At 60.5% G+C, this 23,579-nt stretch carries 25 protein-coding genes and 1 pseudogene; 9 read left to right on the top strand and 17 right to left on the bottom strand.

The genetic code is table 11. The features are described 5' to 3' along the window. Positions 1-75: 75 nt before the first annotated feature. The 3 genes from AC1RL5_RS05350 to AC1RL5_RS05340 all read right to left on the bottom strand — a co-directional run bounded on the left by AC1RL5_RS05350 (position 76) and on the right by AC1RL5_RS05340 (position 1,908). Complete coding sequence (locus AC1RL5_RS05350; RefSeq protein ID WP_015635448.1) at positions 76-225, bottom strand: hypothetical protein; 150 nt, start codon at positions 223-225, stop codon at positions 76-78. Positions 226-376: 151 nt separating this feature from the next. Beyond that, complete coding sequence (locus tag AC1RL5_RS05345; RefSeq protein ID WP_019094881.1) at positions 377-874, bottom strand: hypothetical protein; 498 nt, start codon at positions 872-874, stop codon at positions 377-379. A 134-nt stretch (positions 875-1,008) separates the two neighbouring features. Beyond that, the gene (locus tag AC1RL5_RS05340; protein WP_492589120.1) at positions 1,009-1,908 is read right to left on the bottom strand and encodes a serine hydrolase domain-containing protein; all 900 of its coding nucleotides are present in this window, start codon (positions 1,906-1,908) and stop codon (positions 1,009-1,011) included. A gap of 135 nt (positions 1,909-2,043) precedes the next feature. On the opposite strand from AC1RL5_RS05340, the gene AC1RL5_RS05335 reads away from it, so the two are divergent. Then, positions 2,044-2,574 carry a hypothetical protein gene (locus AC1RL5_RS05335; protein ID WP_072450540.1) on the top strand — a complete coding sequence of 177 codons (531 nt, stop codon included), beginning with the start codon at positions 2,044-2,046 and terminating at the stop codon, positions 2,572-2,574. A gap of 8 nt (positions 2,575-2,582) precedes the next feature. Here AC1RL5_RS05335 and AC1RL5_RS05330 read toward each other — a convergent pair whose 3' ends face one another. The 4 genes from AC1RL5_RS05330 to AC1RL5_RS05315 form a co-directional block, all read right to left on the bottom strand. Beyond that, on the bottom strand, positions 2,583-3,056 hold the full coding sequence (locus AC1RL5_RS05330; protein WP_011061069.1) for a hypothetical protein: 474 nt from the start codon (positions 3,054-3,056) through the stop codon (positions 2,583-2,585). A 100-nt stretch (positions 3,057-3,156) separates the two neighbouring features. Further along, positions 3,157-4,869, bottom strand: coding sequence for an amidase (locus AC1RL5_RS05325; protein WP_492588826.1), 1,713 nt, complete (start codon positions 4,867-4,869; stop codon positions 3,157-3,159). 178 nt (positions 4,870-5,047) lie between these two features. Next, positions 5,048-5,515: a hypothetical protein gene (locus tag AC1RL5_RS05320; RefSeq protein ID WP_492588828.1), complete on the bottom strand. Its 468-nt coding sequence runs from the start codon at positions 5,513-5,515 to the stop codon at positions 5,048-5,050. A 20-nt stretch (positions 5,516-5,535) separates the two neighbouring features. Then, positions 5,536-6,384 (bottom strand): Suppressor of fused protein (SUFU), encoded by an 849-nt coding sequence (locus AC1RL5_RS05315; protein WP_375538543.1) that lies wholly within the window; start codon positions 6,382-6,384, stop codon positions 5,536-5,538. Positions 6,385-6,570: 186 nt separating this feature from the next. On the opposite strand from AC1RL5_RS05315, the gene AC1RL5_RS05310 reads away from it, so the two are divergent. Continuing rightward, entirely contained in the window at positions 6,571-6,930 is a 360-nt protein-coding gene (locus tag AC1RL5_RS05310) for a DUF7677 family protein (protein WP_015635455.1), read from the top strand. A gap of 74 nt (positions 6,931-7,004) precedes the next feature. Next, a complete protein-coding gene (locus AC1RL5_RS05305; RefSeq protein ID WP_011061074.1) occupies positions 7,005-7,442 on the top strand; it encodes an HIT family protein in 438 nt (145 codons plus the stop codon). 109 nt (positions 7,443-7,551) lie between these two features. Here AC1RL5_RS05305 and AC1RL5_RS05300 read toward each other — a convergent pair whose 3' ends face one another. Continuing rightward, the gene (locus tag AC1RL5_RS05300; protein ID WP_210456734.1) at positions 7,552-9,771 is read right to left on the bottom strand and encodes an OsmC domain/YcaO domain-containing protein; all 2,220 of its coding nucleotides are present in this window, start codon (positions 9,769-9,771) and stop codon (positions 7,552-7,554) included. Positions 9,772-10,055: 284 nt separating this feature from the next. Here AC1RL5_RS05300 and AC1RL5_RS05295 point away from each other — a divergent pair, with 284 nt between their 5' ends. Continuing rightward, positions 10,056-11,120: a hypothetical protein gene (locus tag AC1RL5_RS05295; RefSeq protein ID WP_492588830.1), complete on the top strand. Its 1,065-nt coding sequence runs from the start codon at positions 10,056-10,058 to the stop codon at positions 11,118-11,120. A 51-nt stretch (positions 11,121-11,171) separates the two neighbouring features. After that, positions 11,172-12,215 (top strand): hypothetical protein, encoded by a 1,044-nt coding sequence (locus AC1RL5_RS05290; protein ID WP_492588832.1) that lies wholly within the window; start codon positions 11,172-11,174, stop codon positions 12,213-12,215. A gap of 84 nt (positions 12,216-12,299) precedes the next feature. Here AC1RL5_RS05290 and AC1RL5_RS05285 read toward each other — a convergent pair. From AC1RL5_RS05285 to AC1RL5_RS05275, 3 genes and pseudogenes are all read right to left on the bottom strand, one after another. Further along, positions 12,300-12,515, bottom strand: a pseudogene (locus AC1RL5_RS05285) (DUF4442 domain-containing protein); the annotation flags it as partial. A 37-nt stretch (positions 12,516-12,552) separates the two neighbouring features. After that, positions 12,553-13,335 carry a hypothetical protein gene (locus AC1RL5_RS05280; protein ID WP_492588834.1) on the bottom strand — a complete coding sequence of 261 codons (783 nt, stop codon included), beginning with the start codon at positions 13,333-13,335 and terminating at the stop codon, positions 12,553-12,555. A 123-nt stretch (positions 13,336-13,458) separates the two neighbouring features. Then, the gene (locus tag AC1RL5_RS05275) at positions 13,459-14,250 is read right to left on the bottom strand and encodes a response regulator transcription factor (protein ID WP_011061102.1); all 792 of its coding nucleotides are present in this window, start codon (positions 14,248-14,250) and stop codon (positions 13,459-13,461) included. A 139-nt stretch (positions 14,251-14,389) separates the two neighbouring features. Here AC1RL5_RS05275 and AC1RL5_RS05270 point away from each other — a divergent pair, with 139 nt between their 5' ends. Both AC1RL5_RS05270 and AC1RL5_RS05265 read left to right on the top strand, forming a co-directional pair. Beyond that, positions 14,390-15,493 carry an extracellular solute-binding protein gene (locus AC1RL5_RS05270; RefSeq protein WP_015635473.1) on the top strand — a complete coding sequence of 368 codons (1,104 nt, stop codon included), beginning with the start codon at positions 14,390-14,392 and terminating at the stop codon, positions 15,491-15,493. A gap of 164 nt (positions 15,494-15,657) precedes the next feature. Further along, positions 15,658-16,842 carry a contractile injection system protein, VgrG/Pvc8 family gene (locus tag AC1RL5_RS05265; protein ID WP_492589121.1) on the top strand — a complete coding sequence of 395 codons (1,185 nt, stop codon included), beginning with the start codon at positions 15,658-15,660 and terminating at the stop codon, positions 16,840-16,842. Between the two features lie 123 nt (positions 16,843-16,965). Here the strand turns inward: AC1RL5_RS05265 and AC1RL5_RS05260 are convergent, their stop codons facing one another. Both AC1RL5_RS05260 and AC1RL5_RS05255 read right to left on the bottom strand, forming a co-directional pair. Continuing rightward, complete coding sequence (locus tag AC1RL5_RS05260; RefSeq protein WP_207239146.1) at positions 16,966-17,397, bottom strand: hypothetical protein; 432 nt, start codon at positions 17,395-17,397, stop codon at positions 16,966-16,968. After that, positions 17,394-17,864 carry a DUF6896 domain-containing protein gene (locus AC1RL5_RS05255; RefSeq protein ID WP_072450532.1) on the bottom strand — a complete coding sequence of 157 codons (471 nt, stop codon included), beginning with the start codon at positions 17,862-17,864 and terminating at the stop codon, positions 17,394-17,396. The genes AC1RL5_RS05260 and AC1RL5_RS05255 overlap by 4 nt, the downstream gene beginning before the upstream one ends. Here AC1RL5_RS05255 and AC1RL5_RS05250 point away from each other — a divergent pair. Next, positions 17,863-18,141: a hypothetical protein gene (locus AC1RL5_RS05250; protein WP_072441992.1), complete on the top strand. Its 279-nt coding sequence runs from the start codon at positions 17,863-17,865 to the stop codon at positions 18,139-18,141. The genes AC1RL5_RS05255 and AC1RL5_RS05250 overlap by 2 nt on opposite strands. A 63-nt stretch (positions 18,142-18,204) precedes the next feature. Beyond that, complete coding sequence (locus tag AC1RL5_RS05245; RefSeq protein ID WP_072441990.1) at positions 18,205-18,801, top strand: hypothetical protein; 597 nt, start codon at positions 18,205-18,207, stop codon at positions 18,799-18,801. A 49-nt stretch (positions 18,802-18,850) separates the two neighbouring features. Here AC1RL5_RS05245 and AC1RL5_RS05240 read toward each other — a convergent pair whose 3' ends face one another. The 4 genes from AC1RL5_RS05240 to tli1a all read right to left on the bottom strand — a co-directional run bounded on the left by AC1RL5_RS05240 (position 18,851) and on the right by tli1a (position 23,577). Further along, positions 18,851-19,489 (bottom strand): helix-turn-helix domain-containing protein, encoded by a 639-nt coding sequence (locus tag AC1RL5_RS05240; RefSeq protein WP_093402978.1) that lies wholly within the window; start codon positions 19,487-19,489, stop codon positions 18,851-18,853. Continuing rightward, the gene (locus tag AC1RL5_RS05235; protein WP_019095970.1) at positions 19,486-19,818 is read right to left on the bottom strand and encodes a type II toxin-antitoxin system HigB family toxin; all 333 of its coding nucleotides are present in this window, start codon (positions 19,816-19,818) and stop codon (positions 19,486-19,488) included. Before AC1RL5_RS05235 ends, AC1RL5_RS05240 begins: the two co-directional genes overlap by 4 nt. 655 nt (positions 19,819-20,473) lie before the next feature. Beyond that, complete coding sequence (locus AC1RL5_RS05230; protein ID WP_492588839.1) at positions 20,474-23,074, bottom strand: T6SS phospholipase effector Tle1-like catalytic domain-containing protein; 2,601 nt, start codon at positions 23,072-23,074, stop codon at positions 20,474-20,476. After that, complete coding sequence (tli1a, locus tag AC1RL5_RS05225) at positions 23,059-23,577, bottom strand: Tli1a family immunity protein (protein ID WP_072450528.1); 519 nt, start codon at positions 23,575-23,577, stop codon at positions 23,059-23,061. The genes AC1RL5_RS05230 and tli1a overlap by 16 nt, the downstream gene beginning before the upstream one ends. Positions 23,578-23,579 lie beyond the last annotated feature (2 nt).

Below are 23,579 nucleotides of genomic sequence, written 5' to 3'. Positions count from 1 at the left end.
CACCCCCCAATGAAAGTGCCCGCAGCAGCGGGCACCTGGTTCATGCCGGGCGGTGTCAGCCCGGGCGGCAGTGATTTACCACTGGCCCGAGAACACGCAGGTCAGCGCTTCGATGGCGCTGAACTTCCACAGCGAGTCGCCGCAGTCGCTGGCAAAGGCGTGGGCGTTGGAGGCGGTGAGGGCCAGGGCGATGGCCGAGGCATAGACGATTTTCTTGAGCGACATGGGAAAACTCCTTGTTATGAATCCGCACGTTCTTGTAGGCGCCGTCCTGAAGGGGGGGGCTGCTGCGGACTATAGGCCCGTGCTGCCCCCGGCACTATTAGCCCGAGTGTGCTAATGGCCCATGCGCATCACTGTGCCGCCCGGCCCAGGCTCAGTTGCGAAAATACAGCTCGTCCAGCTGCCGCCGGCGTATCACCAGGTACTCCTCCCAGACCTTGGGGAAATCCTCGTCCCGGGTCAGGGGGAAGGTCAGGTAGTAAGTCCGACCGCTGACACTGATGTACTCCCGCACCCGCTTGTACGCCGGCTGTTCCAGCAGCGAGATGTATTCGTCATAGGCGTAGTGGTAGTGGGAAATCGTCACCCGATGGGGCGCGATCATGCAGCGGGAGAAGTCGATCACCCAGCCATGGCTCATGTCGCTGCCCAGGTAGCCGTAGACCCCATCCTCGGAGAGGCTGATGGCTTTTCGTGCCTGTACCCCATCCTCATCGTTGACCAGCACGATCTGGCTTTCGAAGTAGCGGATGGCCTGTTGCTCGGGGCCGCGCAACTGCAGGTTCCAGCCGACGGCGCCCATGCGGAACTCGCCCTGCTCGGTATATTCGGCAGTCCAGCCGTTGGCAAGGGTAATGCTGTGTGTGGTCATTGTCGTCCTGGTGATGGCTGTCCCTGAAGGCTGGGGATTGTACGTCAGCCGCTGTGCGAAACGGCAGGGCCCGTGGCGCCCGGTCAGTCATGCCCGCATGCGAGCTGTCCTGTGGCTGTGGCCGTGCCCTGTGGCTAGTTCGCCAGTGCGTGGCGCAGATGCGCCAGGGCCCGGGTTTCGACCTGGCCCTGGTCGCTCCCCGGATTGAAGACCGCGCAGCAGGCGCTGGTGCCGGCGACGTTGGCGCGATAGACCGCCAACGTGCTGCCGGGGCCGCTGCCGGTGTGGCCGTAGAGCGTCAGGCCAGACTCGACAGTGCCCACCATCAGGCCCATGGCATAGCCGGGAGCGACCCAGGGCCGGCCGGCCATCGGCCCGCCCAGAAGCTGGGCCTGCTGCATGCCTGCCAGCAGTGCCGGGGGCAATAGCGCGCCGCTCAACAGCCGATCCAGCAGCAGCGCCGCCTCCGCCAGGGGCCCCACCAGCAGGCCGTGGTAGACCCAGCCGGGGTGGTAGTCGCCCAACTGGCCCAGGTCCACATCCCGCAGGTCTTCGCGGGTCACGGCGAGGCGCGTGCGAGACAGGCCCAGGGGCGCCAGTGCCCGTTGTTGCAGGGCAAGGTGCAGGGGCAGGTCCGTCGCCTGCTGGATCAGCTGCGCCACGAACAGGTAGCCCACATTGGAGTAGCGCCACTGGCTGCCGGGGGCGTAGCGCAGGCGGCTGGCGTCCAGGCGCTGCAGCATCTGTGCACCGGGCCATGCATCCTCGTTGCGCAAAACCGCGTCGTGGTAGTCGCTCAGCTCGCTGTAGTCCGCCAGCCCGGCCTGATGCCGCAGCAACTGGCGCAGGGTGAAGGGGCCCTGGGGCAGCGGCTCATCCAGCCCCAGCAGGCCGTCGCGCACCAGGGTCAGGGCCGCTGCGCTAAGCACGGTCTTGGTGAAGCTCCACCAGGGCACCAGTGGCTGGGGTTGCTGTGGGGCCAGCGGTTGGCCGTTGTGGATCAGGGCATGAAGCACGGAGGGGATGTCCTTGATGGGCTGTGTTGCCGCGCGCTGTTGGGCCAATCAGGTCGTGAGCGGCCCTGCAGGGTACGGCATAATGCGCGGCCGTTTGGCTAAACCTAGGAATTGATCAGGAGGATCAGGCTGGCTATGTACAGACTTGGGCACATGATAGACAACCAGTGGGTCGAGCACAGTTATCCGCCGGTATTCGTGGTGGCGCCTATTGGCGAGGGGCAGCGCGTGGTGGCGGGCGCCCCAGGCTCGGACCCGCAGGTCCTGCTCAGCCTGCTGGGCTGCCTGGCCGAGCCGCTGGTGCTGCTGTTCGTGCTGCACACGCCCCGGGACGAATCGCAAGCCGGACGCTACTGGAGCCCGCAGCTGTCGCGTGAGGACGTTCAGGATTTCATCTACGACTTCAAGCCACTGCTCTGTGGCGACAGCCGTTTCGACCTGTGGGTCCACTCGCCCGAGCAACAGGCCACCGTAGTCTGGGACCGGCACAACCTGATCTATGGCTACGGGCCGCTGGAAGACTACGCCACGGCCCTGCGCGCACTGGGCTTCGGCCATGGCGAGCCGCAGTTGCCCGTGCCCCATACCCACCACTACCACCCGCAGCTGGACGACCTGTGCCGGCAGTTGCTCACCCACTTCGATTGGCAGCACTCGCCATTGCGACCTGAGGATGAGCAGTGATGGTGCAATCAAGCCCACTCATGCTCGGTCAATCTTTTGAATTCAGTGCAGGCCTCGTCAAACTGTTGCCTGGAGAATTCGGCGCGTTGAGCGTTGCTGTTCCAGGCCACCGCAGTGACCAGTCCGTCGATCACTGTGACGGCTCGTCCAAAACGTTCCCAGATCAGCTTGTCTCCCCGTACCACCTGCTCGACCACGGCCACTGTGCAACTTAGATCCATGTCGTCGGGGCAGATCAGCAACGGGACGATGCTCGAGCAATCCTCGCTCGCGGGAGCCAGTAACTGCCAGGCAAGTTCTGCGTGCTCGTCATCGATCAGCCAGCCCTGGGCCGGTACCAACCCCTCGGTGCTGTCTGCCCCCGAGCCATCGTAGATGACCCCCTTGATCCAACTGTCCAGGGGGACGTCGTCGAGGGTGAAGACGGGGTGGGGGGCCTTGGTGTATTTCGATTGATGCATTGCAGCGCGAATGTGGTTCATGGGGTCTCGCCAACGGGTTGAGCGCAAAAGGTCATGCGCAAAGGGGACTCGAAGGGACGGCGTTGAGGAACGGGGCCGTTGCGGCCCCCGATCCGGTTTGTCACTGGCCGCTGTGCAAGGCCGGCGTGCGCGGTGGAATCAGGCGCTTGCTGCCGGTGGCCTCGAAGGCCGAAGCCAGGCCCAGCAGGCTCGAGTCGTCATAGGCGCGCCCGGCGAAGGTCAGCCCCACCGGCATGCCGATGTCCGCCATCACCCCCATGGGCACGGTAACGGTGGGCACCCCCAGGTGGCGGATGGCGAGGTTGCCGTTGGCCACCCACACGCCATTGCTCCAGGCGATGTCTGCCGACTCGGGGTTGATATCGGCATCGGCCGGGCCAACGTCGGCCACGGTGGGGAACAGCACGGCGTCCAGCCCCAGGCGGTCCATCCAGTCTTCCAGGTCGATGCGCCGGGTCTGCTCCAGGCCGCGCAGGCCGTCGGCCAGGGTGCTGATCTGGTCCCAGGTCTTGAGCCCGCGCTTGGCCATGTTCACGTATTCGTCCATGCCGGCGGCCAGGTCGTCTTCGCGGTTGGGCAGGGTGCCGGGGTCGTGGGGGAAGATCTGCGGCCCGTCGACATCCGCCAGGCGGTTGAGCTTGGGGTCGTCGTTGGCCCGCAGGAAGTCGTCGAAGGCCCAGCCCGAGAGCTCCCACAGCTCGTCGTGGAGGAACTCCTTGCTGACCAGGCCGCGGTTGTACACGGTCGGCGCGCCGGGGCGGTCGCCCTCGCAGTTGGACACCAGGGGGAAGTCCACTTCCAGCACTTGCGCGCCGGCGGCTTCCAGGGCCTGGCGCGCCTGCTCCCAAAGGCTGATCACCGAGGGCCGGGTATGGATGCGCTGGCCGGTGGGGCCGCCGATGCCCGGTTTTTCGCTGGTGCCGGCCTCAGGGTCGGCATTGATGTACATGCGCGGCACGCCAAGGCGCTTGCCCTTGAGCGCCGCGGCGCCGGCCGCCAGTTGCGGGTAGGAGGCCGGGCGCACCGAAGCGACGCTGGGGATCGGCACCCAGGGTTGCAGGCGCCACAGGTCGCCGCGGGTGTCCGGGTCTTCGGCCACCACCACATCCAGCACTTCCAGGAGGTCGGCCATGGTCCGGGCGAAAGGCACCACCACGTCCATGGTCGGGGTCAGCGGCCAGTTGCCGCGCACCGAGATCACCCCGCGCGACGGGGTGTAGGCGCACAGCCCGTTGTTGGAGGCCGGGCCACGGCCGCTGGACCAGGTTTCCTCGGCCAGGCCGAAGGCGGCGAAGCTGGCGGCGGTGGCGGTGCCGGCGCCATTGGACGAGCCCGAGGCGAAGGGCGCGGTCAGGTAAGCGGCGTTATAGGGGCTTTCGGCGCGGCCATACACGCCACGCTGCATGCCGCCGTTGGCCATGGGCGGCATGTTGGTCTTGCCCAGGCAGATGGCCCCGGCAGCCCGCAGGCGCTCGATGGTGAAGGCGTCGCGGTAGGCCACCAGCTCGGCGAAGGCCGGGCTGCCGGAAGCAGCCGTCAGGCCCTTGACCAGGTAGCTGTCCTTGGCGGTGTAGGGAATGCCGTCCAGCGGGCCCAGGGTCAGGCCCTTGGCGCGGCGCTCATCGGACGCCGCGGCTTCCTTCAGGGCTTCGGGGTTGCGCACCACCACGGCGTTGAGGGCGGTGGCGGTGTTCGGGCCGTCATAGGCCTCGATCCGCTCCAGATAGGCCTGGACCAGTTCCACCGAGGTGGTCTGCCCGGATTCCAGGGCGGCGCGCAGGTGGGCAATGGTGACTTCGGTGACTTCGATCATGCTGCTACCGCCGTTGGCTGGTGGGTGATGAGGTGCAGAGGGCGCAACGGGGCGCGGGTTTTCGGGTATTGGCTGTGCATGGTGATTCTCGTGGTACGGCTGGCACGACAAGGGTGGCATGGGAACGCTGGGGGCCTTTTTAGCATCTAGTGCCGGGCAGAGGAATCGGCTTGATGGATTATTGCTTCAGGCCAACTGCGCCAGGGCCTGCGGGCTCCACGTTGAACTCGCCAAGGTAGTCCAGGGTTGCCGTGCTTGCGGGCTGGCGTTGATTGGCGCCGCCGGAGATCGATTTGTGGTCACCGTAAATCGACTCGCAGCCAACGATGATGAAATGGCTGTAGCCGGAGTCGATGCGCGTGCGCAGCTGCTTTTTTTCGGCGTCGCTGCGGATTAGCGATTCCAGGTATTGCGGGCCGTCTTCACTGTCGATCAGCTCGACGAAATCGGAGTCCATGTAGTACCCCAGCTCCTGTTTGAGGCCCCAGCTGGGGTTGCGTGCTTCCCAAGCGCTGAACTCGGCGTCGCTGGCGTCGGCCGCGGGGGCGGGCTCCCACTGTTCGAAGGCAAACCGTTCGGCCTCTGCCTGGTCCGGGAACCGGGCAGCGAACAGGTAGAAAGGAAAGTAGGCATCGGCTTCTGACATGGACGGCTAGGCTCCTTGGTTCAGATCAGGCTGGCGCGCTGCAAATGGCTGACATGAGCATGGCCGGCGGCGCTCAAGCGCATGGCCAGGTCTTCCCGGGCCTGGGCCCCGCCGCTGCGCACGTACTCCAGCTCCGCGGCGGTGATCAGCACCACCGGCACCAGGGTCACGGGGGACAGCGGCATGTCTTCCAGGCGTGTCGGGAAGTCCGGGGCCGGGCCGCCCACCAGTACTCCGGCGCAGTCGTCGGCGCTGATGAAGTGCGCTGGCAGTTGCTCGCTCATGGCGCGGGACTGGCTGACGCCGGGCAGTTCCAGGGACAGCACCCCGTAGCGCTGCAGGCGTGCAGTGAGGCCACCGGCATCGGCCGTGGTGTTGGCCACGCAGCGCAGCAGTTCGAAAGCCCAGCTATCGGCGAACGGGTAGACATCACCCACCGCGCCCTGGGCATGGGGTGGGATGTCCGGGGTTTCGACGAACAGTTCCATCTCGAAACCATTGCCCAGATCATCGCCTGTGACCCCATCGAACGGATCGGACAGGCCCTCGGTGGCGAGAATGATGCCGTTGTTGCGACGCACGATGCGATAGGCCTGGCGCGTGGAGGGCCAGTGCGAGCCGCCCATGAAACTGGGGCTGATGGCGAAGCCCAGGACGTCTTGCTCACAGTGGCCGACTGCTTGCCAGTGGCGATCGAGGCAGGCGGCACCGGCCTCCATCAGGGCAATACCGGCCAGCTCTGCTTGGGTTGGCTGGTACTGGGCGTAGGGCTCTTCCGCGGCGGCCGGCTCGCCGGCGGGCAGGGTGGGCTCGGCCTTTTGTGGCGCCGGCTTTTTGAAGACGCTGAGCAGTTTTTCCAGGAAATTCATCGGGCGATCCTTGCGGGGCAAGTGCGTTGCACAAGGCGCACAGCACAGGGGTAGAGAGAGGGGGCACATTGTGACGGGTTTGCCGTGCCCATGGAAACCGACGGATGCAAGTTGCACGAAGCCTTGCCTTGCCGGTGTGGCTGCCCGAGAATCCGCCCCGGTCCGCTATCAAGGAAAGTGATCAGCATGTCTTACCCGAAGAAGCTAAGTCCGGAGTTTTCCGGGGCACTGAGAACCTTCAGTTTCTGGGTCGCCAACGGCACCTTGGGCTATCCGTTGCTGGAAGGCGTCGACTACCGCAGTTGCCTCGGGGACGAGCCGAGCATGCTGGAGATGGCCTATGCCATTTTTGCCAATGTGCTGGAGCTGGACGAGCAGGGCGTACCGGTGAATGCCAAGTACGCCGAGCACCGGGCGGCGCAGTACATCCGCCAGTATTGCGATCCGGGCTACCAGGCACGGCCGGCGTTCGAGGACTGGGAGCAGGAGCTGTACGGCCCACCCGACCGGGACGACAGCAAGCCCTGGCCAGCCGGCGTGGCCTAGGTTTTTCGACGGCTGGATACAAGCCTCGGGCACTACGGCTTCGAAACGACGAACCCCCTCATCAAGGATTATGAATGTCGCTGATTTCGCAACGTGTAGAACTGGCCCGACAGGGTGCCAACGACAAGGTGATTTGCCGCATGGCCTCGGGCTGGGCGGTGATGGGCGATGTGCAGTTTCTTGAGGGCTATTGCCTGTTGTTGCCGGACCCGGTGGTGGCCAGCTTGAACGACCTGGATGCCCAGGCCCGGGCCACCTACCTGCTGGACATGGCCCGCATCGGCGATGCGCTGCTCGAGGCCACCGGAGCGCTGCGCATCAACTATGAAATCCTCGGCAACTCGGAGCCTGAGTTGCATTGCCATATCTTTCCCCGCTACGCCTCGGAGCCGGAAGGCAAGCGCCGGATGCCGGTGTGGTTCTACGACTGGAAGACCGCGCCGCCCTATGTCGAGGCCGAGCACGGCCCATTGCGCCAGCAGCTTGCCCGGATACTGGCTGGCCAATTGTAGGAGCGAGCTTGCTCGCGATGCTCGTTAACGAAAAACGCCGCGTTCACTGGGGGAGCGCGGCGTGCTTGAGTGCTTCGCGAGCAAGCTCGCTCCTACAAGGGGCTGTTGATCAGCGGTTTGCTGCGCTCCACTTGGCTCGCGCTGCGTGCAGCTTCTTGTAGCTGTCGATCAGCCGCAGGTGGCGGTCCAGGCCTTCGAGCTGCAGGTTGGTCGGGGTCAGGCCGTAGAAGCGCACGCTGCCTTGCACCGAGCCGATCACCGCGTCCATCCGTTCGTTGCCGAACATGCGCCGCAAGTTGCCCTCGTAGTCGCCCAGCTCCAGCTCGTCGTCCAGCTCCACTTCCAGCACCGCGTTCAGGGCCTGGTAGAACAGCCCGCGCTCGACGGTGTTGTCGTTGTATTGCAGGAACATCTCCACCAGCTCCTTGGCCGGGTCGAACTGCCCCAGGGCCACGTGGATCAGCAGCTTCAGCTCCAGGATGGTCAACTGGCCCCAGGCGGTGTTGTCGTCGAACTCGATGCCGATCAGGGTGGTGATGTCGGTGTAGTCGTCCAGTTCGCTTTCTTCCAGGCGCTCCACCAGCGAGCGCAGGCCGTCTTCGTCCAGGCTGTGCAGGTTGAGGATGTCTTCACGGAAGAACAGCGCCTTGTTGGTGTTGTCCCAGATCAGGTCGTCCACCGGGTAGATTTCCGAGTAGTCCGGCACCAGGATGCGGCAGGCCGTGGCCCCCAGGTGTTCGTACACCGCCATGTAGACTTCCTTGCCCAGGCCCTCGAGGATGCCGAACAGGGTCGCGGCCTCCTCGGCGTTGGCCGCCGCTCTTTCACCGCTGCTGCCCTGGCTGGTGAAGTCCCACTCGACGAATTCGAAATCCGCTTTGGCACTGAAGAAACGCCACGACACCACGCCGCTGGAGTCGATGAAGTGCTCGACGAAGTTGTTCGGCTCCATCAGCGCCTGGCTTTCGAAGGTCGGCTGCGGCAGGTCGTTCAAGCCTTCGAAACTGCGGCCCTGGAGCAGTTCGGTGAGGCTGCGCTCCAGCGCCACCTCGAAGCTCGGGTGGGCGCCGAACGAGGCGAACACGCCGCCGGTGCGCGGGTTCATCAGGGTCACGCACATCACCGGGAACTCACCACCCAGGGACGCATCCTTGACCAGCACCGGAAAGCCTTGTTCTTCCAGGCCCTGGATGCCGGCCAGAATGCTCGGGTACTTGGCCAGCACTTCCTGAGGCACATCCGGCAGGGCCATCTCGCCTTCGAGAATCTGGCGCTTGACCGCCCGCTCGAAGATCTCCGACAGGCACTGCACCTGGGCTTCGGCCAGGGTGTTGCCGGCGCTCATGCCGTTGCTCAGGTACAGGTTCTCGATCAGGTTGGAGGGGAAATACACCACCTCACCGTCGGACTGGCGCACATAGGGCAGGCAGCAGATACCGCGCTCGATATTGCCCGAGTTGGTGTCGTACAGATGCGAGCCGCGCAGCTCGCCATCCGGGTTGTAGATGGCCAGGCAGTGCTCGTCGAGGATCTCCTTGGGCAGCTCATCCTTGCGCCCCGGCTGGAACCAGCGCTCGTCCGGGTAATGCACGAACTCGGCGTTGGCGATCTCTTCGCCCCAGAACTGATCGTTGTAGAAGAAGTTGCAGTTCAGGCGCTCGATGAACTCGCCCAGGGCCGACGCCAGTGCGCTTTCCTTGGTGGCGCCCTTGCCGTTGGTGAAGCACATCGGCGACTGCGCATCGCGGATATGCAGCGACCAGACGTTGGGCACGATATTGCGCCACGAAGCGATTTCGATCTTCATCCCCAGGCCCGCGAGGATCCCGGACATGTTGGCGATGGTCTGCTCCAGGGGCAGGTCCTTGCCGGCAATGTAGGTGCCTTCGCTGGAGCCCGATTGCGGCATCAACAGCGCCTGGGCATCGGCGTCGAGGTTTTCCACTTCCTCGATGATGAATTCGGGGCCGGTCTGCACCACCTTCTTCACCGTGCAACGGTCGATGGAACGCAGGATGCCCTGGCGGTCCTTGTCGCTGATGTCCGCCGGCAGCTCGACCTGGATCTTGAAGATCTGGTTGTAGCGGTTTTCCGGATCGACAATGTTGTTCTGCGACAGGCGGATATTGTCGGTGGGGATATTGCGGGTCTGGCAGTACAGCTTGACGAAGTACGCCGCGCACAGCGCCGATGAAGCCAGGAAATAATCGAACGGCCCCGGCGCCGAACCATCGCCCTTGTAGCGGATAGGTTGGTCGGCCACCACCGTGAAGTCGTCGAACTTGGCTTCAAGTCGAAGGTTGTCGAGAAAGTTGACCTTGATTTCCATGGGGGGCACCGGCGTGACGAGGCAAAAAAATGGGGGGCATTATCCGGGTTTTTACCGGGTTGTGGGGTGGTTTTTGTGCGGGGAGGGTGCATACGGTCGTTATGCAAAGATGATGGCGTATTAATATTTGATAGCCATCCTGCGTGGTGGCGGTTTGGCTTCTACACTGCTGTGGCGGATCGGCGGCGGTCTTGTGCTGAGCCTTCCAGGTACCTCGCTGGCGCGGCGCTGGGGGATCCTGAAAAGAGCATTCGGGGATGTTTCATGGCTCAGGGAGAACACAAATGCAGAAACGACATTCGCGTGTGGGTTGCCTAAGTGTGCGCATAGCGCTGTTCATGTCTCTCGTTGGATCCTCCACCATCGCCTCGGCGTATCAGATAGGCCCTCTGGAAAACAAATACTGGCAGTCCAACTACCGCTCTATCTCGGAGTTGGTCAGCGAGCCTGTGCATGAGGAAATCACCAATAGGGCACGCGCCTGTGCAGCGCTTGCTGTCAGTGTAACCACCGCGCCGCTGACCTGTATCACCGCCGGCCCGACACCGGCCGGTACGGCAAGGGGCAACAAGTACGACTCACTGATTCGTGGGGTGTGGTGGAACGACGATCCGAATCAGTTGCTCTTCACCCAGCCCATGACCTGGGCGGTGTGGATGAAGGACGCCAACCGCATCGCCAAGAGAGGCCAGAACCTCAGAGGTCAGGCCCGGACCATCACCCCGCACTACTACATGCAATATCGCAGTCATTACGGCGACCTGCAGTTCCTGCACTCGATGGCGAGTGCCGATGGCGATACTGCACACGCCACCCGCCAGAACATCCTGGGCTGGGCCGAGTTCGCGTATGCGGTTGCCACCCGTCAGATAGGTTCTCAGACCCTGCTGAACCAGGTGGGCACCAGCCATTTTCAGGATTACTTCAAGAACCAGTCGGGCTGGACAGTTGCCTATCTGTTCGGCCCGCAATACCGATTGACCAATGACCATCACTTTCAGGACATGGCGCTGGGCTCTCTGCTGCACCTGGTTCAGGACTCCTACTCGGCTGCCCATACGCAGCGAAGCCTGGATGCATCGGCGAAGTGTCCGGCCGGGCGGGTGACTCAATTCCATGCCTATGGCCATCAGGTATCCAGTCTGCACGGAGTTGCGGACACGCGCAGCTCCTGGAAGGAACAGACCTTCTCACAGGAACAGGACCCGGTGAATGTCAGTGCAACCCTTCTTCACTTCGCGCAGCAGCGCACTGCCTGGCCGGTGGTCGAGAGTTACCTGAGGGATACGGTTTTCTGTCTTGATGCTGACGCCCAAGGGGCGGGGCCGGGGCGCTATGTTCAACGCTAGCGCGCCACCTCGGGCGCCGGTAGATATCAAAGACAGGACAGGAGCTGAACCATGGGCGTTTACAGGATCGTTGGCAAAAAACTGGTACCAGAAGCGGATTTCCGCCAGTTGGGGGACGGAAAAGTAATACCCGCGCAGCCTGAACTCGCTCAAGCCGGAGGGATTACTCCGTTCGTACCGGTAGGCATCGGCAAGCCGCTGACTATCAAGATCCGGCACGTCTATACCGGTAGCTATCCGAAGCGACGCGCCTTCGGAGGATCGAAGGATGTCGCCGTTGTCTCGGGAGTGAAGGACTACTCGGTGTTCGCCGCCACCACTCGGGCACTCAATTTCATTCAGCGCGGGCATACCGCCCATACAGCGATCAGGACCCCTTCAGCCTTCACCGAAGGGACGTCAATCATCGCCTACTTCCCCTCGCTCACCGCTGAAAGCCTGACGCTGTCGCTGGAACTGGCGGTGGACGATTTTCCGCAGGAGTTCGTCGATAAGGTTGGCACTGCATTTCGCTCCCTTGGTGGGATACCGCTGTTGTTGCCCCATGCCGGGTATCTGTTGGCCGCAGGAGAAATTATCAGGTTGGCGGGTAGCCTCGGCAATGGTCTGTTCGACGGCAAACCGGAGTTTGAATTCACCGTCCCGCTCAATTTCGACTCGCCTGGCGACCTTGTGATCAATGCCGACTTTCGCCTACTGGCCAACTCCGAGACGCTGCGCCTTGAGTACGAATACGATAACGAGCGGGGGATGGTTCATCGCCAGACCCAGAAGGTCTATGACGGCGATGATCCTTATGTGGTGATCAGCCTCGATGGTAGGGTGCGCCCGGACCTCGCTGAATTTGCCCCGACGGCAGCCAGTGCATCGGTCCTCAAGGGCTTCTTCAATATGGGCGAAGACGTCAGTACTCGAATCGACACCCTGGTCGAAGGCATTCGGCTTTTGTCGGACATGCGCTTTCGCAACAAGGCGCTGGAAATCACCAAGGCCCTTGAGCATCTACCGGCAGACAGCCCCGATCGGGCTCGGTTGCAACAGCAGTACGATGCCTTTGTGAAGAATATTGTCAACGATCTGTTCAAGCCTGCATAACAGGAAAGCCAGGGTGCTGTCGCTTCGAATGCCCCAGCACCCGAAACGCCGCCAGCGGCTGCCCGCGTTCAGCGTAGAGGGCTGGGCAAGCTTCACATTCATGGTGATCTTTGCCGTGAACACCTTTACACCACCCTCGTCGTAGATATCCACCGGGACCCTCTTGTCACCGGCGCTTGTCCGATAAACGTCGCTACCGTCCGCTACCGCACGGATACTCGACTTGGCCTTTGCCAGATATTCCACGGTCATGCTTTTGGGGATTCACTTGGCGCCCGCAGGGATGGAGGCATCGGTCATGTACTGCTATACCGGCTGCCATGCTCGTTGCCGTACCTCATTCCACGTAGCGCAGCCACAGGTGAGTGCGACCGCGAACAGCCTCGACAACCGTTGAAACCACGGCTTGTCGATCCTCCTCGGGGGTGTCGTAGAGCGCACAAAAATCCCTCGCCACCGCGCTGGCGACGCAAAGGTCGGCAGGCCCTGCACGCAGGAAGCCGAGGTAGGACGCGCCCACCCCGATCAACTCATAGCCATGGGCCTGGGCGAAGTGGCGGGCCACCGCAAAGTTCTGCGCGGGGCCCAGGTCGCAACTGAAGTAGCCGTTGGGAAAAGCGGCGAGCGCCTGATAGGACTGCTCGACGGGCACCAGGAGTGCCGAGAGGGGCTGGTCGAGCAGTGATACCGGGTTTTGCTGATAGTCCACCCATTCGCGCAGGGCTGGCTCATCAAGGGTCAGGCCGTGGGCGCAAGCGTCTTCGAACGAGCTGCCTGCCACCAGGTCAGTGAAGTTGCGCAAGCAGATCGCGAACTCGGCCTTGGTGGTGGGGTAGCCCAGGTATTCACCCTGTTCGAAGCACTCTGCAGGTAGCAGGGCGATCTCCTGCTCCGAGGCATCGTCCAGCCCCAGGTTGTTGCGGGCATGCCCGGAGGTGTAGCGGGCCTGGGGCAGATCGTCCAGCGAGAGAAGGGGCTGGAAACCCGGGTGGTCGCCAGCGATCTTGCGGTAGGCGTCGATCAGCTCATCCAGGCTGGAAATGGCGCTCAGGCTGTATTCATCGCAGGTGCCAGCGGCGGGGTTGCCAGGCATTGCGTTACCGCGAAATTGGATATCCATCGAATGGCTACCGGCTCCATGTGGGTGTTCAGGCGAATGAGCAACGCTCGGTCGAACGTACGTGAGCCTGCTGGTGCTCTCGCTGTTCGTGCCAGGCCCGTGAGTTCATTTCAGGCCCGGGGCCTAGCTTAAAGAGAGCACATCCTGCCTGGGCATGAAGAAGCGTGCAAAGAGTTCGGACTGTGACTTGATGTTCAACTTGGCGTAGATGTTGCGGCGGTGCACTTTGATCGTCTCTGTGGAGAGGGAGAGCTTTCCTGCGATTTCCTTGTTGGAAAAGCCACTGAGCAGCAGCCTGAGCACATCACTTTCCCGCGTGGTTATCTGGGTACCAAACTGGGTGATCGTTTCCGGCCATTGCGGCGGTTCGCTGAGGCTTTTTTCCACATCGACTTCGAAGCACATGCGCTGATGCATGAGTGCCGTGACCCACGGCTTGATGATGTCCAGCATGGTGATGTGTTCCTGGCTGAAATGGGCGTTGCTGCCAATGGAAATGCACAGTGTTCTGTCAGCATCGAGCTGGATGTTGTATTGCACTTCATCTACGCAAATATATTGTGCAAAGTACTTGTGGTAGTACTCGGTTTCAACAAAGTACTCCGGCGCTATATCCAGTAGATGAAAGAAGCCGCTCTGCGGGTTTTCCCGGTTGGCGATATAGAAGGGGTCCAGCAAATACAGGCCTTTTACATAGAGGTGAATGAACGCATCCACTTCTTCTGCATCTGCCACCTCGGGCAGGCTGACAACTTGCACTTGTTGATTGCTGAAGATCAAAACCACCCAGTTATCAATCTGCACATATTCATTGAGTGTGCGGATAAGTGAGCTCCAGAACTCTGGGCGATTCAACTGCAGAATCAGTTTTCCAATCGAACGGTGCCAGGCCAGGCTATGAAGATCGAGTGGCATTTTCTACCCCTTTAGGGTTAGGGAATGGTCGGCCGGAGCTAAGTAATCGTAGGTATTTACTATTGGCTGATGCCCGGTATATTCGCTGGCACAGGTTTACGACCGCCATGAGGGCACGTCGTCTGGACAAGGATGTTGCATGAGAAAGTCACGTTTGCGAACCATTTTTTCGGCTGCGTTTCTCTATGCCGGAATAAGCACAACGGCGGGTGCCGCAGAGCCTGCCATGTACCTCTACAACTGGTTCGGGCTGCTCGCACCAGAGACTCCAAAGGAGTTCGAACAGGCCACCGGCACCCGTATCCACATGGATGCCTTCGACAGCGCCGATATCATGCAGAGCAAGGTCATGGCCGGGCGCACGGGGTATGACGTGGTGGTGGCGACCTCCAATGTACTGCCCAGCCTGATCCAGGCCGGAGTCCTGCAGCCACTTGATTCAGGTCAACTGAGTAACCTGTCCCATGTCGATCCCGCCATCCTGGCGCAACTGGCGGTCAATGACCCGGGCAATCGCTACGCCGTGCCCTACTTGTGGGGCACCACCGGCATTGGTTATGACGTGGATAAAGTCAAGGCAGCCCTGGGCGACAATGCCCCGGTCAACAGTTGGGACCTGATCTTCAAGGAAGAGAACATCAGCAAGCTGCAGTCTTGTGGTGTGGCCATGCTCGACTCTCCCAGCGAGATCATCTCGATTGCCTTGAATTACCTCGGGCTGCCCAGCAATAGCAAGAACCCGGATGATTACCAGAAAGCTCAAGCGCTGCTGTTGAAGATTCGCCCCTATATCCTTTATTTCGACTCCTCCAGAATCGACACCGACTTGGCGGGCGGCAACATCTGTGTCGTTGTGGGCTGGGCCAATGGCGCCCTGGCTGCGCAGGCCGCCAATGAAAGTGCCAATACCGGGCGCAGGATCAACTACAGCCTTCCTCGTGAAGGTGCGCTGGTCTGGTCGGAAAACCTGGTGCTGTTGAAAGATGCCCCTCACCCCAAGGAAGGGCTGGCCTTCATCAACTATATGTTGCGCCCGGAAGTGATTGCCAAGACCTCGAATCACACGCTTTATCCTAATGGCAATAAAGATGCCACCGAGTTTGTCGAGCAGAAGTTGCGCGATAACCCCTGGATTTATCCAGACAAGCAAACCATCGCCACATTGGTTCCGCTTGAGCCGCTGCCTTTGAAACTGGAAAGAATCCGTACTCGGGTCTGGACCAAGGTGAAGAGCAGTATCTGAACTGATTTGACTCTTCGCTTGCTGCTTCATGCACATCGTTATTGTGTGTGAGCGCATTGTTCAAACACTCGGAGACATGTATGCGTCTTGTGCAAGATGAACTTTTGCGCAAGGCGCTGCACGACCGTGCCCATTCAACAGGTTATGCAATAAGAGAACAGTGGATGTTCAGCCCAGCCAATGCACCCCGGTTCAGCCTGACAATCGACGGTTTTGCGCACGACTTAAAGGTGCGCGCGTTCACCGGAGAAGAGGCGATCAGCAAGCCCTATTTCTTCAATGTGGAGTGTGTGAGCGAACGGCCGGATCTGGATCTGCAATGCCTCTTCAATGTGCCGGCTTTTCTGGCATTCGACACTTGGGGCAATGGCATTCATGGGCGCATCTATCACATTGCGCGAGGCCCGGACGCTCAAGGCTTGACGCACTACAACCTGGCCCTGGTGCCGCACCTGTCCTACTTGCGTCACCGTATCAACAAGAGGATCTATCAGCAGTTCTCGGTGCCCGCTATCGTCGCCCTGGTCCTGGAGGAGCATGGGATTCTGGGGGATGCCTACCGCTTTGAGCTCGGGGCGAGCTACCCCGAGCGTGACTGCTGCACCCAGTACGATGAAACCGATCTGCATTTTATTCAGCGCCTGTGCGAGGAAGAGGGAATTCACTTCCACTTCCAGCACAGCGCTCAAGACCACGTGCTGGTCTTTGGCGATCAGCAGGCAGTATTCCCCCCGATCGGGCCGACCACGGCTTTTGCCCCCGGGCACGATGGGCTCGCCACCCTGTTACCGGTCGGTCACGGCACGCCGACAAGCCTGCGTGCCAGGGAGTCGCGCCAGGTTGAAGGGCAAGGTACGCAGAGCGGGCTGCTCAGTGGTCATGTCCTGGAAACCTCGGGCCAGGGCAGCGACCTCTGGCTACTGACTCAGGTCATTCATGAGGGCAAGCAACCACAGGTTGCGGATGAGAGCGTCGCCAATGGCCACACTGACAACCAGGATCAACTGCGCCAGGGTTATCGCAACCGTTTCACCGCGCTTGCGTTGGACCTTTGCTATCGCCCGCCTTTGGCTCATGAGAAGCCTCTGGCGCCAGGCAACCAGACGGCGCTGGTCATCGCCCTGGAAGACCAGGCGAACTCGCGTGGTCAGCGCTTCGAAAGGGTCAAGGTCAAGTTTCCCTGGGACCGCGAAGGTCGGTTCGACGACAAGAGCAGTTGTTGGCTGGCCGGTACTGCCAATTGGCGTTGTGAACTGACGCCGCTGCGACCCGGTGTGGAGGTCAAAGTCGCGTTTCTTGAAAACGACCCCGATCAACCGCTGATCAGCGGTTGCCTGTGTTGCGGCTGATACGCCATTGCCCTGAACGCGCATCAAGCCGCCAGGGAGAAGGCCCGGACCACACTCGATAGTGAATCGTCGGTTGCCATCATTGGCCTGATCCCAGGCCTCGGTCCTGACGCCAGGGCTTTCTCATGAGTGTCTGGCCGCGTAGGTCTGGCCCGTCAGCAGGATGACGCCTTCTTTCGAGCAGACGCGGGTGATGCTGTTGATCACGACTTCAAGGCCGCTTGAATGCGGGAACAGCGAAAACAGCAACTCGAAATACAGGTAGTCCTGGACCAGGCGCGCCGCCAGATCGGGATGGTCCTTCAACAGCGTCCTGAAGCTTGGGTAGCCCAGCTCTGCAAGCTCCGGGAGGTCGACAAAACCCTGGTCGATATCGTCGGTTTTGCATTCGGCGGCAAAGGTCTCCGCGGATTCAAGAAAGCGTTGCGGCAGATCGCCGTGGTGGATGCGCAGTTCATAGGGCGTTACCGGGATCGTCAGTGCCTCGCCAAAGCCCAGGCTGCGATAGCCGACGGTTCGTGGGTCGATGATTTGGCCGGCTGAGGTGAACTTCATGATGGGCTTCCGGGGTGCTCGGGGGGTGAAGGACTGTCGCTATCTTCGAGCGTGCGCGCTTGGGATCTAACGGTTGCGACGTAATAAAGGATATAGCCCGAATACACCAGCGAGCCTGCTGCCACTTCTTGGTCGAAGCACTGCTTTAGTTCATCCTCATCCGTAAAACCGTATTCCACGAGCCTGTTCTCGGCAAAACCGGCCAGCCTCGATAGGGTTACGCCGTCGATTTCGCCCTGCTCGCCAAAGTCAAAGCTCACCGTTGCCGTTGGCAGGTGAACGGCGCAGCCATAGCCGTGCTTGAAGTAGCGAATACCGCCAGCCAGTTCTCCTTGATCCGGGATATCGGTTCCCACCCAATCGGCGTTGCTGGCAGGGAGGGGAATGGCGGATTGTTGCATCAGTTCGACAGCCGTGCGGATGCTGGCTTGGTAGTCGGAAACAAGATGGGCGAGGTGCGGGTTCATGGGAATTGGCATCGTGGGCAAGGGGGCAGAAGATTTCAGAGATTGCGGCGCGATACAAGCGGCGAGTGTGCTGGATGCGCGCCAGTGCGTAGATATCGGTATATTCGCCCGGACAAATTTCGGAGCCGAAAACATGGGGTTTTCCACCACTGTCTGGGAATGGTACGGGCAGGATGAGTACAAGCGGGTGTTGGCGGTGGGCGAGGCGCAGTTGCGCCCCTTTCTGGAGGAACTGATGGTGGATTGTGGACGTGCGGTGCGTGGCGTGAAGTCTTGACCCAAGTATTGGCCAGAGGCTGTTAACGAATGCGGCAACCTGTGATGGAGTGGACAGAAACGGATGTTTGACGAGCTGATATTTACCGGTGAAACGCCTGCAAAAGAGGATGCCTATGCCGGTGGTGGGGCCTGCCTGCCCACGGAGCTGGCTTGGCCCTGTTCGCCTGATGGAGTGCCGCTGACACACCTGATGGCCTTTCCTGGACATTGGTTTTCAGAGGCCCTGATCGACAGGAGTTATTGGGTTTCGGTTTTTGTACCGTACTTGCCGGGCGAGGTCGGCCACTATCGAAAGTTGCGTGCCGTCCAGGGGCGCTCGCAAGCGGTTGTCATGGGCTATGTTCGAGCCGGTTCCGAGCGGAATGAGGCTGTTCAGCCGATTTCAGATCGCGGGGCGGTACGGCTGGGGGTGAACTGTGAGGTGGACGATGACGAGAACCTGGCCTCGAAGCTGGATGGCGTGGACGCTTGGCTGCAGGCGCCTGTTTTAGCGGGGACAGGGCGCAGAAGGGTATCCATTTATGGGGGCGATCTGGATAGAGCGCTGCCTGAGCACAAAGGCGTGCTCTCGGATGGCATGGGGTATCTGTTTCTGGATGAGGATTTTTCAGAGCGGATAGGCGCGGGGATTGGTCGGTTTTTTTTGCAGTTGGGGTAGGGGAGATGGCGTTAGCGTACGGAACTCAGAACGGCAGGATGGAAACGCGCTATCCCTTGGTCGGAGCTTTACCCAAGTGTCTGCGGCTCTTGGACGCTACCCGTTTGGATTCACCTGCGTCGGCACCTTTCACTGGGAGTAAGTTCCGGGAGATGTTGCTAGTGCGGTAATAAGCTGAAGTCTGTTTAGCCTTCGTCCGAACGGTTTCGAGTGGCGCCGCCTTTCCCGAGGCTGCCGATACGAACGCCCTAGGCTCCATCGAAAATCGCTCTGCCAGCGCGTATGCCATCTTGTGACTGATGGGGCGTTCTCCACTGAGTACCTTGGACACCGCTGTTTTATCGCCAATTTCAGGGAGGTCAGAGCCCGTGAGCCCGAGCGTTTCCATCAGATCCTTGATCAACTGCACGGGGGTGCAGGTCGCCTCAAATGCAGCGTTCGATTCGCGAAACTGCTCGGAGTGGCGCTGGTAGGCCAGGATTTCATCCTCGAGTTCGACAAGAACTTTCTCTTCGACCTTGCTCAGCTCGCGCCCGTCAGTGAGTTCATCGAGCAGGTTGGTCGCACGCTCATAGTCGGCGGGGGTCTTGATGCCGTGCACAAACTCACCACGCAGGCGCTCCAGTACCGCGTGCAGTTCGCCAAGCGTTGCGATCACGGTTTGAAGTTCGTTTCGGGCTGTGCTCATCGTTTTACCCCTTGGTTGCTTGCATACCAGGCGTTGGCAAGGTCGTAGTCAGCATGTGTGTAGATGTGTTTGACGTAAAACTTCTGTCGGGTGTAGTTGACGCCGCCGATCACCCTGAGATTGTTTCCGCCTACGTCGATCACGACCCAGTTCGCTGCGGCTCTCGGTTTGAACAAGTCGATCCCTTGCGTACCGAAAAGCTTTTGCAGGTCTGCGAATCCTTTTGGGCGTGCCATCCTCAAAATTCGCAGGCAACGATCGAGCCCGGCCTTGTCGTTCGGATACAAAATCGCAGCATCGGTAAAACGTGATGGCGTGAGAATGTCCATAGGCTTCCCTGTCTTCGAGCCAATGCTACTCTGGTTGTGTTTTTTCACAACTGCGGTTTGTCGACAGCTTGAGACTTAATGGTTCCTCCTTGCGAGGGGGCCATTCGGGCTATTCCTCCAGCAAGTTGCGACCGTCGCGCAGAGTCATTTCAGCGACCTTGGTGATGTGCTGCCGGTTGGTGTCGTCAGCATTTTTTCGGTGCGCGAGATGCGCTCGAAACGCGGGTTGGCGAACCGAGAGAGACTATGGGCGTTGGGTCCCGGAGGGGACAAGTCAGACGCGTCTGCAAGTTTTGTAGGATTGCGGAGGGGGACTTGGCGGCCTGCGAGCCAGCCAGTTTTTCTGGGTGGTTGGGTTCATATCCGCTGCTGCGGTAACGACCACTTAAGGTTTCACCCTTACGGCGAGTGCCTTTTTACAGTCGTCTGAAAAGTAACCAAAAACGCTTGCCCCCGCGTTCTGCCTTCGCGGCGCTCAGGTTCCCTCGCTCCGGTGCCCATCAGGGGGCATCGTTTCCAGCGATGGCCTCGACTTTGTCGAGGGACGCTGCGCGCCCGTCCCCTGATGAACACCTGCACTCAGCCTGCCGAGGGGCGGGTGGGTCAAGATCAACAGCCAAATCAACAGCAGAAGCAAAAGCCAGAATAATTTTGGTCATGTATTGAGGTGCCTGGCTGCGCTCTTTGCTTGGTCCAGCCAGCCCGGGACTGTTGCTTCTTGTGCTGCATCAAGTGGATTCAAGGGTTCTTCTGGCGCAGCGTTTGGTGCGTTGGCTTGTGCTGCCAGGGCTTGGGCGGCTTTGAGGATGGTTTTCAAGTCGTCGGTGGTGGCGGTCTGTTCGTTAAGCGCCGCAGGCATTGGCAGTGCCTGTGCTTGTTTCAGTACGCTGCCAGGATCGTGAGTGAAGACGCGCAGGGCTTCCATGCCTTCAAGCATCGGCAGGGCGAGGCCGGTAACGGTGTCGAATGCGCGGATCTCTGGTAAGCCGGCTTTGCCTCGAAGGACCGGGATGCCCAGGGACGGAATAATCAGCCCCACCAGCAAGCGTGGGTCGCGGCGTTTGATGCTCAGGCCAATGCTGCTCACAGCCACGGCTACGCCGATGACTCGGGTGGCGGTCGCCAGCAGCGACAGTTGCTTGTTCGATTCGTTGTCGAAAAAGACGCAGCGGTAACGGAAGTAGTCGCTGAAGAGTTCGCGTTCGTTGAGGTTGGAGTTCATGAACCAGGCACGGGAGTCGTGTACCTGCTCGTCGAACAGCCTGATGATTGCCTTGGCCTGTTCGTCCAGGGGCTGGCCATTGGAGTCGAACAGCATTGCGTAATGATGGTTTCCGGCGCAGCGCAGCTTGGCGTAGTCCTCGGCCTCGTCCTGGTCGTTGGTCATGTAGACGATGCCACCCAGGAGGATATTGGGCAGGCTGCCCAGACTGAAGCCGTCGCCTTCGCTCAAGCCCCATTCGGGGATGTAGTCGCGGCGAAAGTCGGTCATGGCGTTTTCCAATTGCCGGTGGTCCAGGCTCGGTTCGAACACTTTGCTGGTATTGAGCTCGACCGGGGAGGCGGCTCCTGTGCGGCGTTCGTACTCCTGTTTCACCCGTTCATGTTCTTGCCGGGTTTGCTGCTGGCGCTCCGACCATTCAGGCAGCGGTTGATTGGCCCGGACGGCGGCGTCTTCTTCGAGCTGCATTCGGTGCAGGGCTTCGAAGGATTCGATTTCCCTGGCGGTCATGTCGCCACCGCGGGGGTGGCCGCTCTTCATCACTTCGCCATAGGAGGGAGTGTGTCTGAGGCGGTAGTTGGCATAGCGGTTGATGCGCCAGCCGGTGATCAGGCCGGCCTGGCGTTCCATGACGTCTTCCAGTGGGCCATTTTCTACGGATTTGAGCCAGGTGTTGAAGCGCTTGATTGGGGTGGGGCCGATGTCGAATTCGTTTTCTGTTTCAACATCCATTTCCAACCAGGGCCACTCCTTCTTCCAGACACCGAGTGCCCGGGACGGTACCTGCAACGGCGCACCAACCTTGAATGCTTCGGCGTACATATGGTGCAAGGCAATCTGCGATAGCAGTTCATGGCTACCGGCGAAGGCTTTGCCCTGATCGCCAGGCGGGTAGCCGCCACCGACATCGGAGTGCATGCCGGGGTAGAGGTATTCAGCGGTGCCATTGCGATAGGTGGAAGGGCAGTCGGGGTCGTCCGGGTCGGCTTTGCGCCGGATCGAATCCAGGGGGAAGCAGCCCCGTTGTTCGTGGGCGGCGACCAGGTGCACACAGTGTTCGAGAAAGGCTTCGGAGTCCGGCAGGCGCAGCGAGCCGTCGGCCCAGCCCATGTGCCCGGCGGCGAAGGGCACTATGTAGGGAATGCCCACCGAAGCCACGGTGTCGAACAGACCCATGAACACGATCTTGATGGGCAGCCCGGCGAACAGGTAGCAGGTTTCGCCGTTCACCTCGACCCTGGTCAAGGCTTCGAGCCAGGTGGCGAAGGCCCGGGCTTCGGCGGCGCCACGGGAGAAGCCGTATATGAACAGGCGCACTGCTTTGATCCTGGCGATGGACTTGGCGGCGTGGGCGGCATCTATTTCGCTTTTCAGGGTTGCCAATGGCTCTTTCAGCGCTTCCTGACGGCGGGCGTGGCTGTCTTTGAACAGGGATGCGCCGAGCAGATCTTCGGTGAGGCTGGTGCCCATTTTTTCGACGAGTTGACAGGAGTCTTCTACCGTTAGCGGTTCTTTGCCGCAGGCTCTTTTGAGTGCATCTATAAGACGTGTCAGGCCCCAGTTAATCCGCTTTTCGCCGCCCATCGACATTTTTAGACCGTCAGCATCGGGCTTGAACTCACCTATTTCCTTGAACTCGGTGCCGACACCTTGCATGTAATATGCATAAAAGCCCTGCTGCTCTATTGACTCCTTTGAGGTGCGTCCCAGGCTCGCATGGTATAGGCGAGCCACATTGGTAGTGGTAGAAGGTCGGGCGATGCTATCGCTGGGCTCGTGGTTATTGGTGCCGTCAAAACACAGAGTGATGCTCAGAATTTTCATGCAGGGCGAACCAATGTAAACGTTTCCTGCGGCTTGGGCTGCGCGCTGCGCCGCGAGCTCAAAGGGGGCAAAGGCTTTGTGTTGTTCTCGGCGGTTGTGTGCCACTTGCTTGGGTGTCTCAGGTAGCAGTCCACCGTCTCTGAATTCGGGTGTAGGGGTGAGCCATTGTGCTTCTGGCCGGGAGTGAGGTGGAGTTAGGGCTTCGGGCATGTCTTGGGCTCCTGCATCTTTTCAGGGAAATTAAAGGGATAGTCCGGGCGGCTTGGATAGGTGGTCCCAGCCGACACTGCGACTTGGTTGCAAGGTAGAAAATGCACATTGACCAGCCCCAACTTTTCATATGGAGCTACAAGCACTACTGCACGGTGGCGTGTGTAATTGGCGGCATGTTTTTTGTACTCGGCTCTGTAACCATCAGTGCCTAGGGGAGGCCAATTTGCGGATGCATGAGGATCGGGATCTTTTTCCCATTCGACGACTACGGTTAATCCCGGATGCCACCTGACCGGAAGTGCAGCGCAACAGTTTTGTTTTCCTCCACCTCCATAAGGGCTGATGTTAGGACCTCCACTCCCATTGACTGAGAAGCGGTTAATGGCTGCCGAGGTATGGCTGAAGCCCTCTATCGGGGCTCCAAGTACGCGGGTTTTTGGTTCAGCGCAGCCTTGCACAGCGATGCAACTGATTAACACAAAGAGCAAAAAGCGAGTCATGG

The sequence above is a fragment of the Pseudomonas sp. GW822-FHT06D10 genome (assembly GCF_058799535.1).
This window is presented reverse-complemented; position numbering and strand designations above follow the sequence as displayed.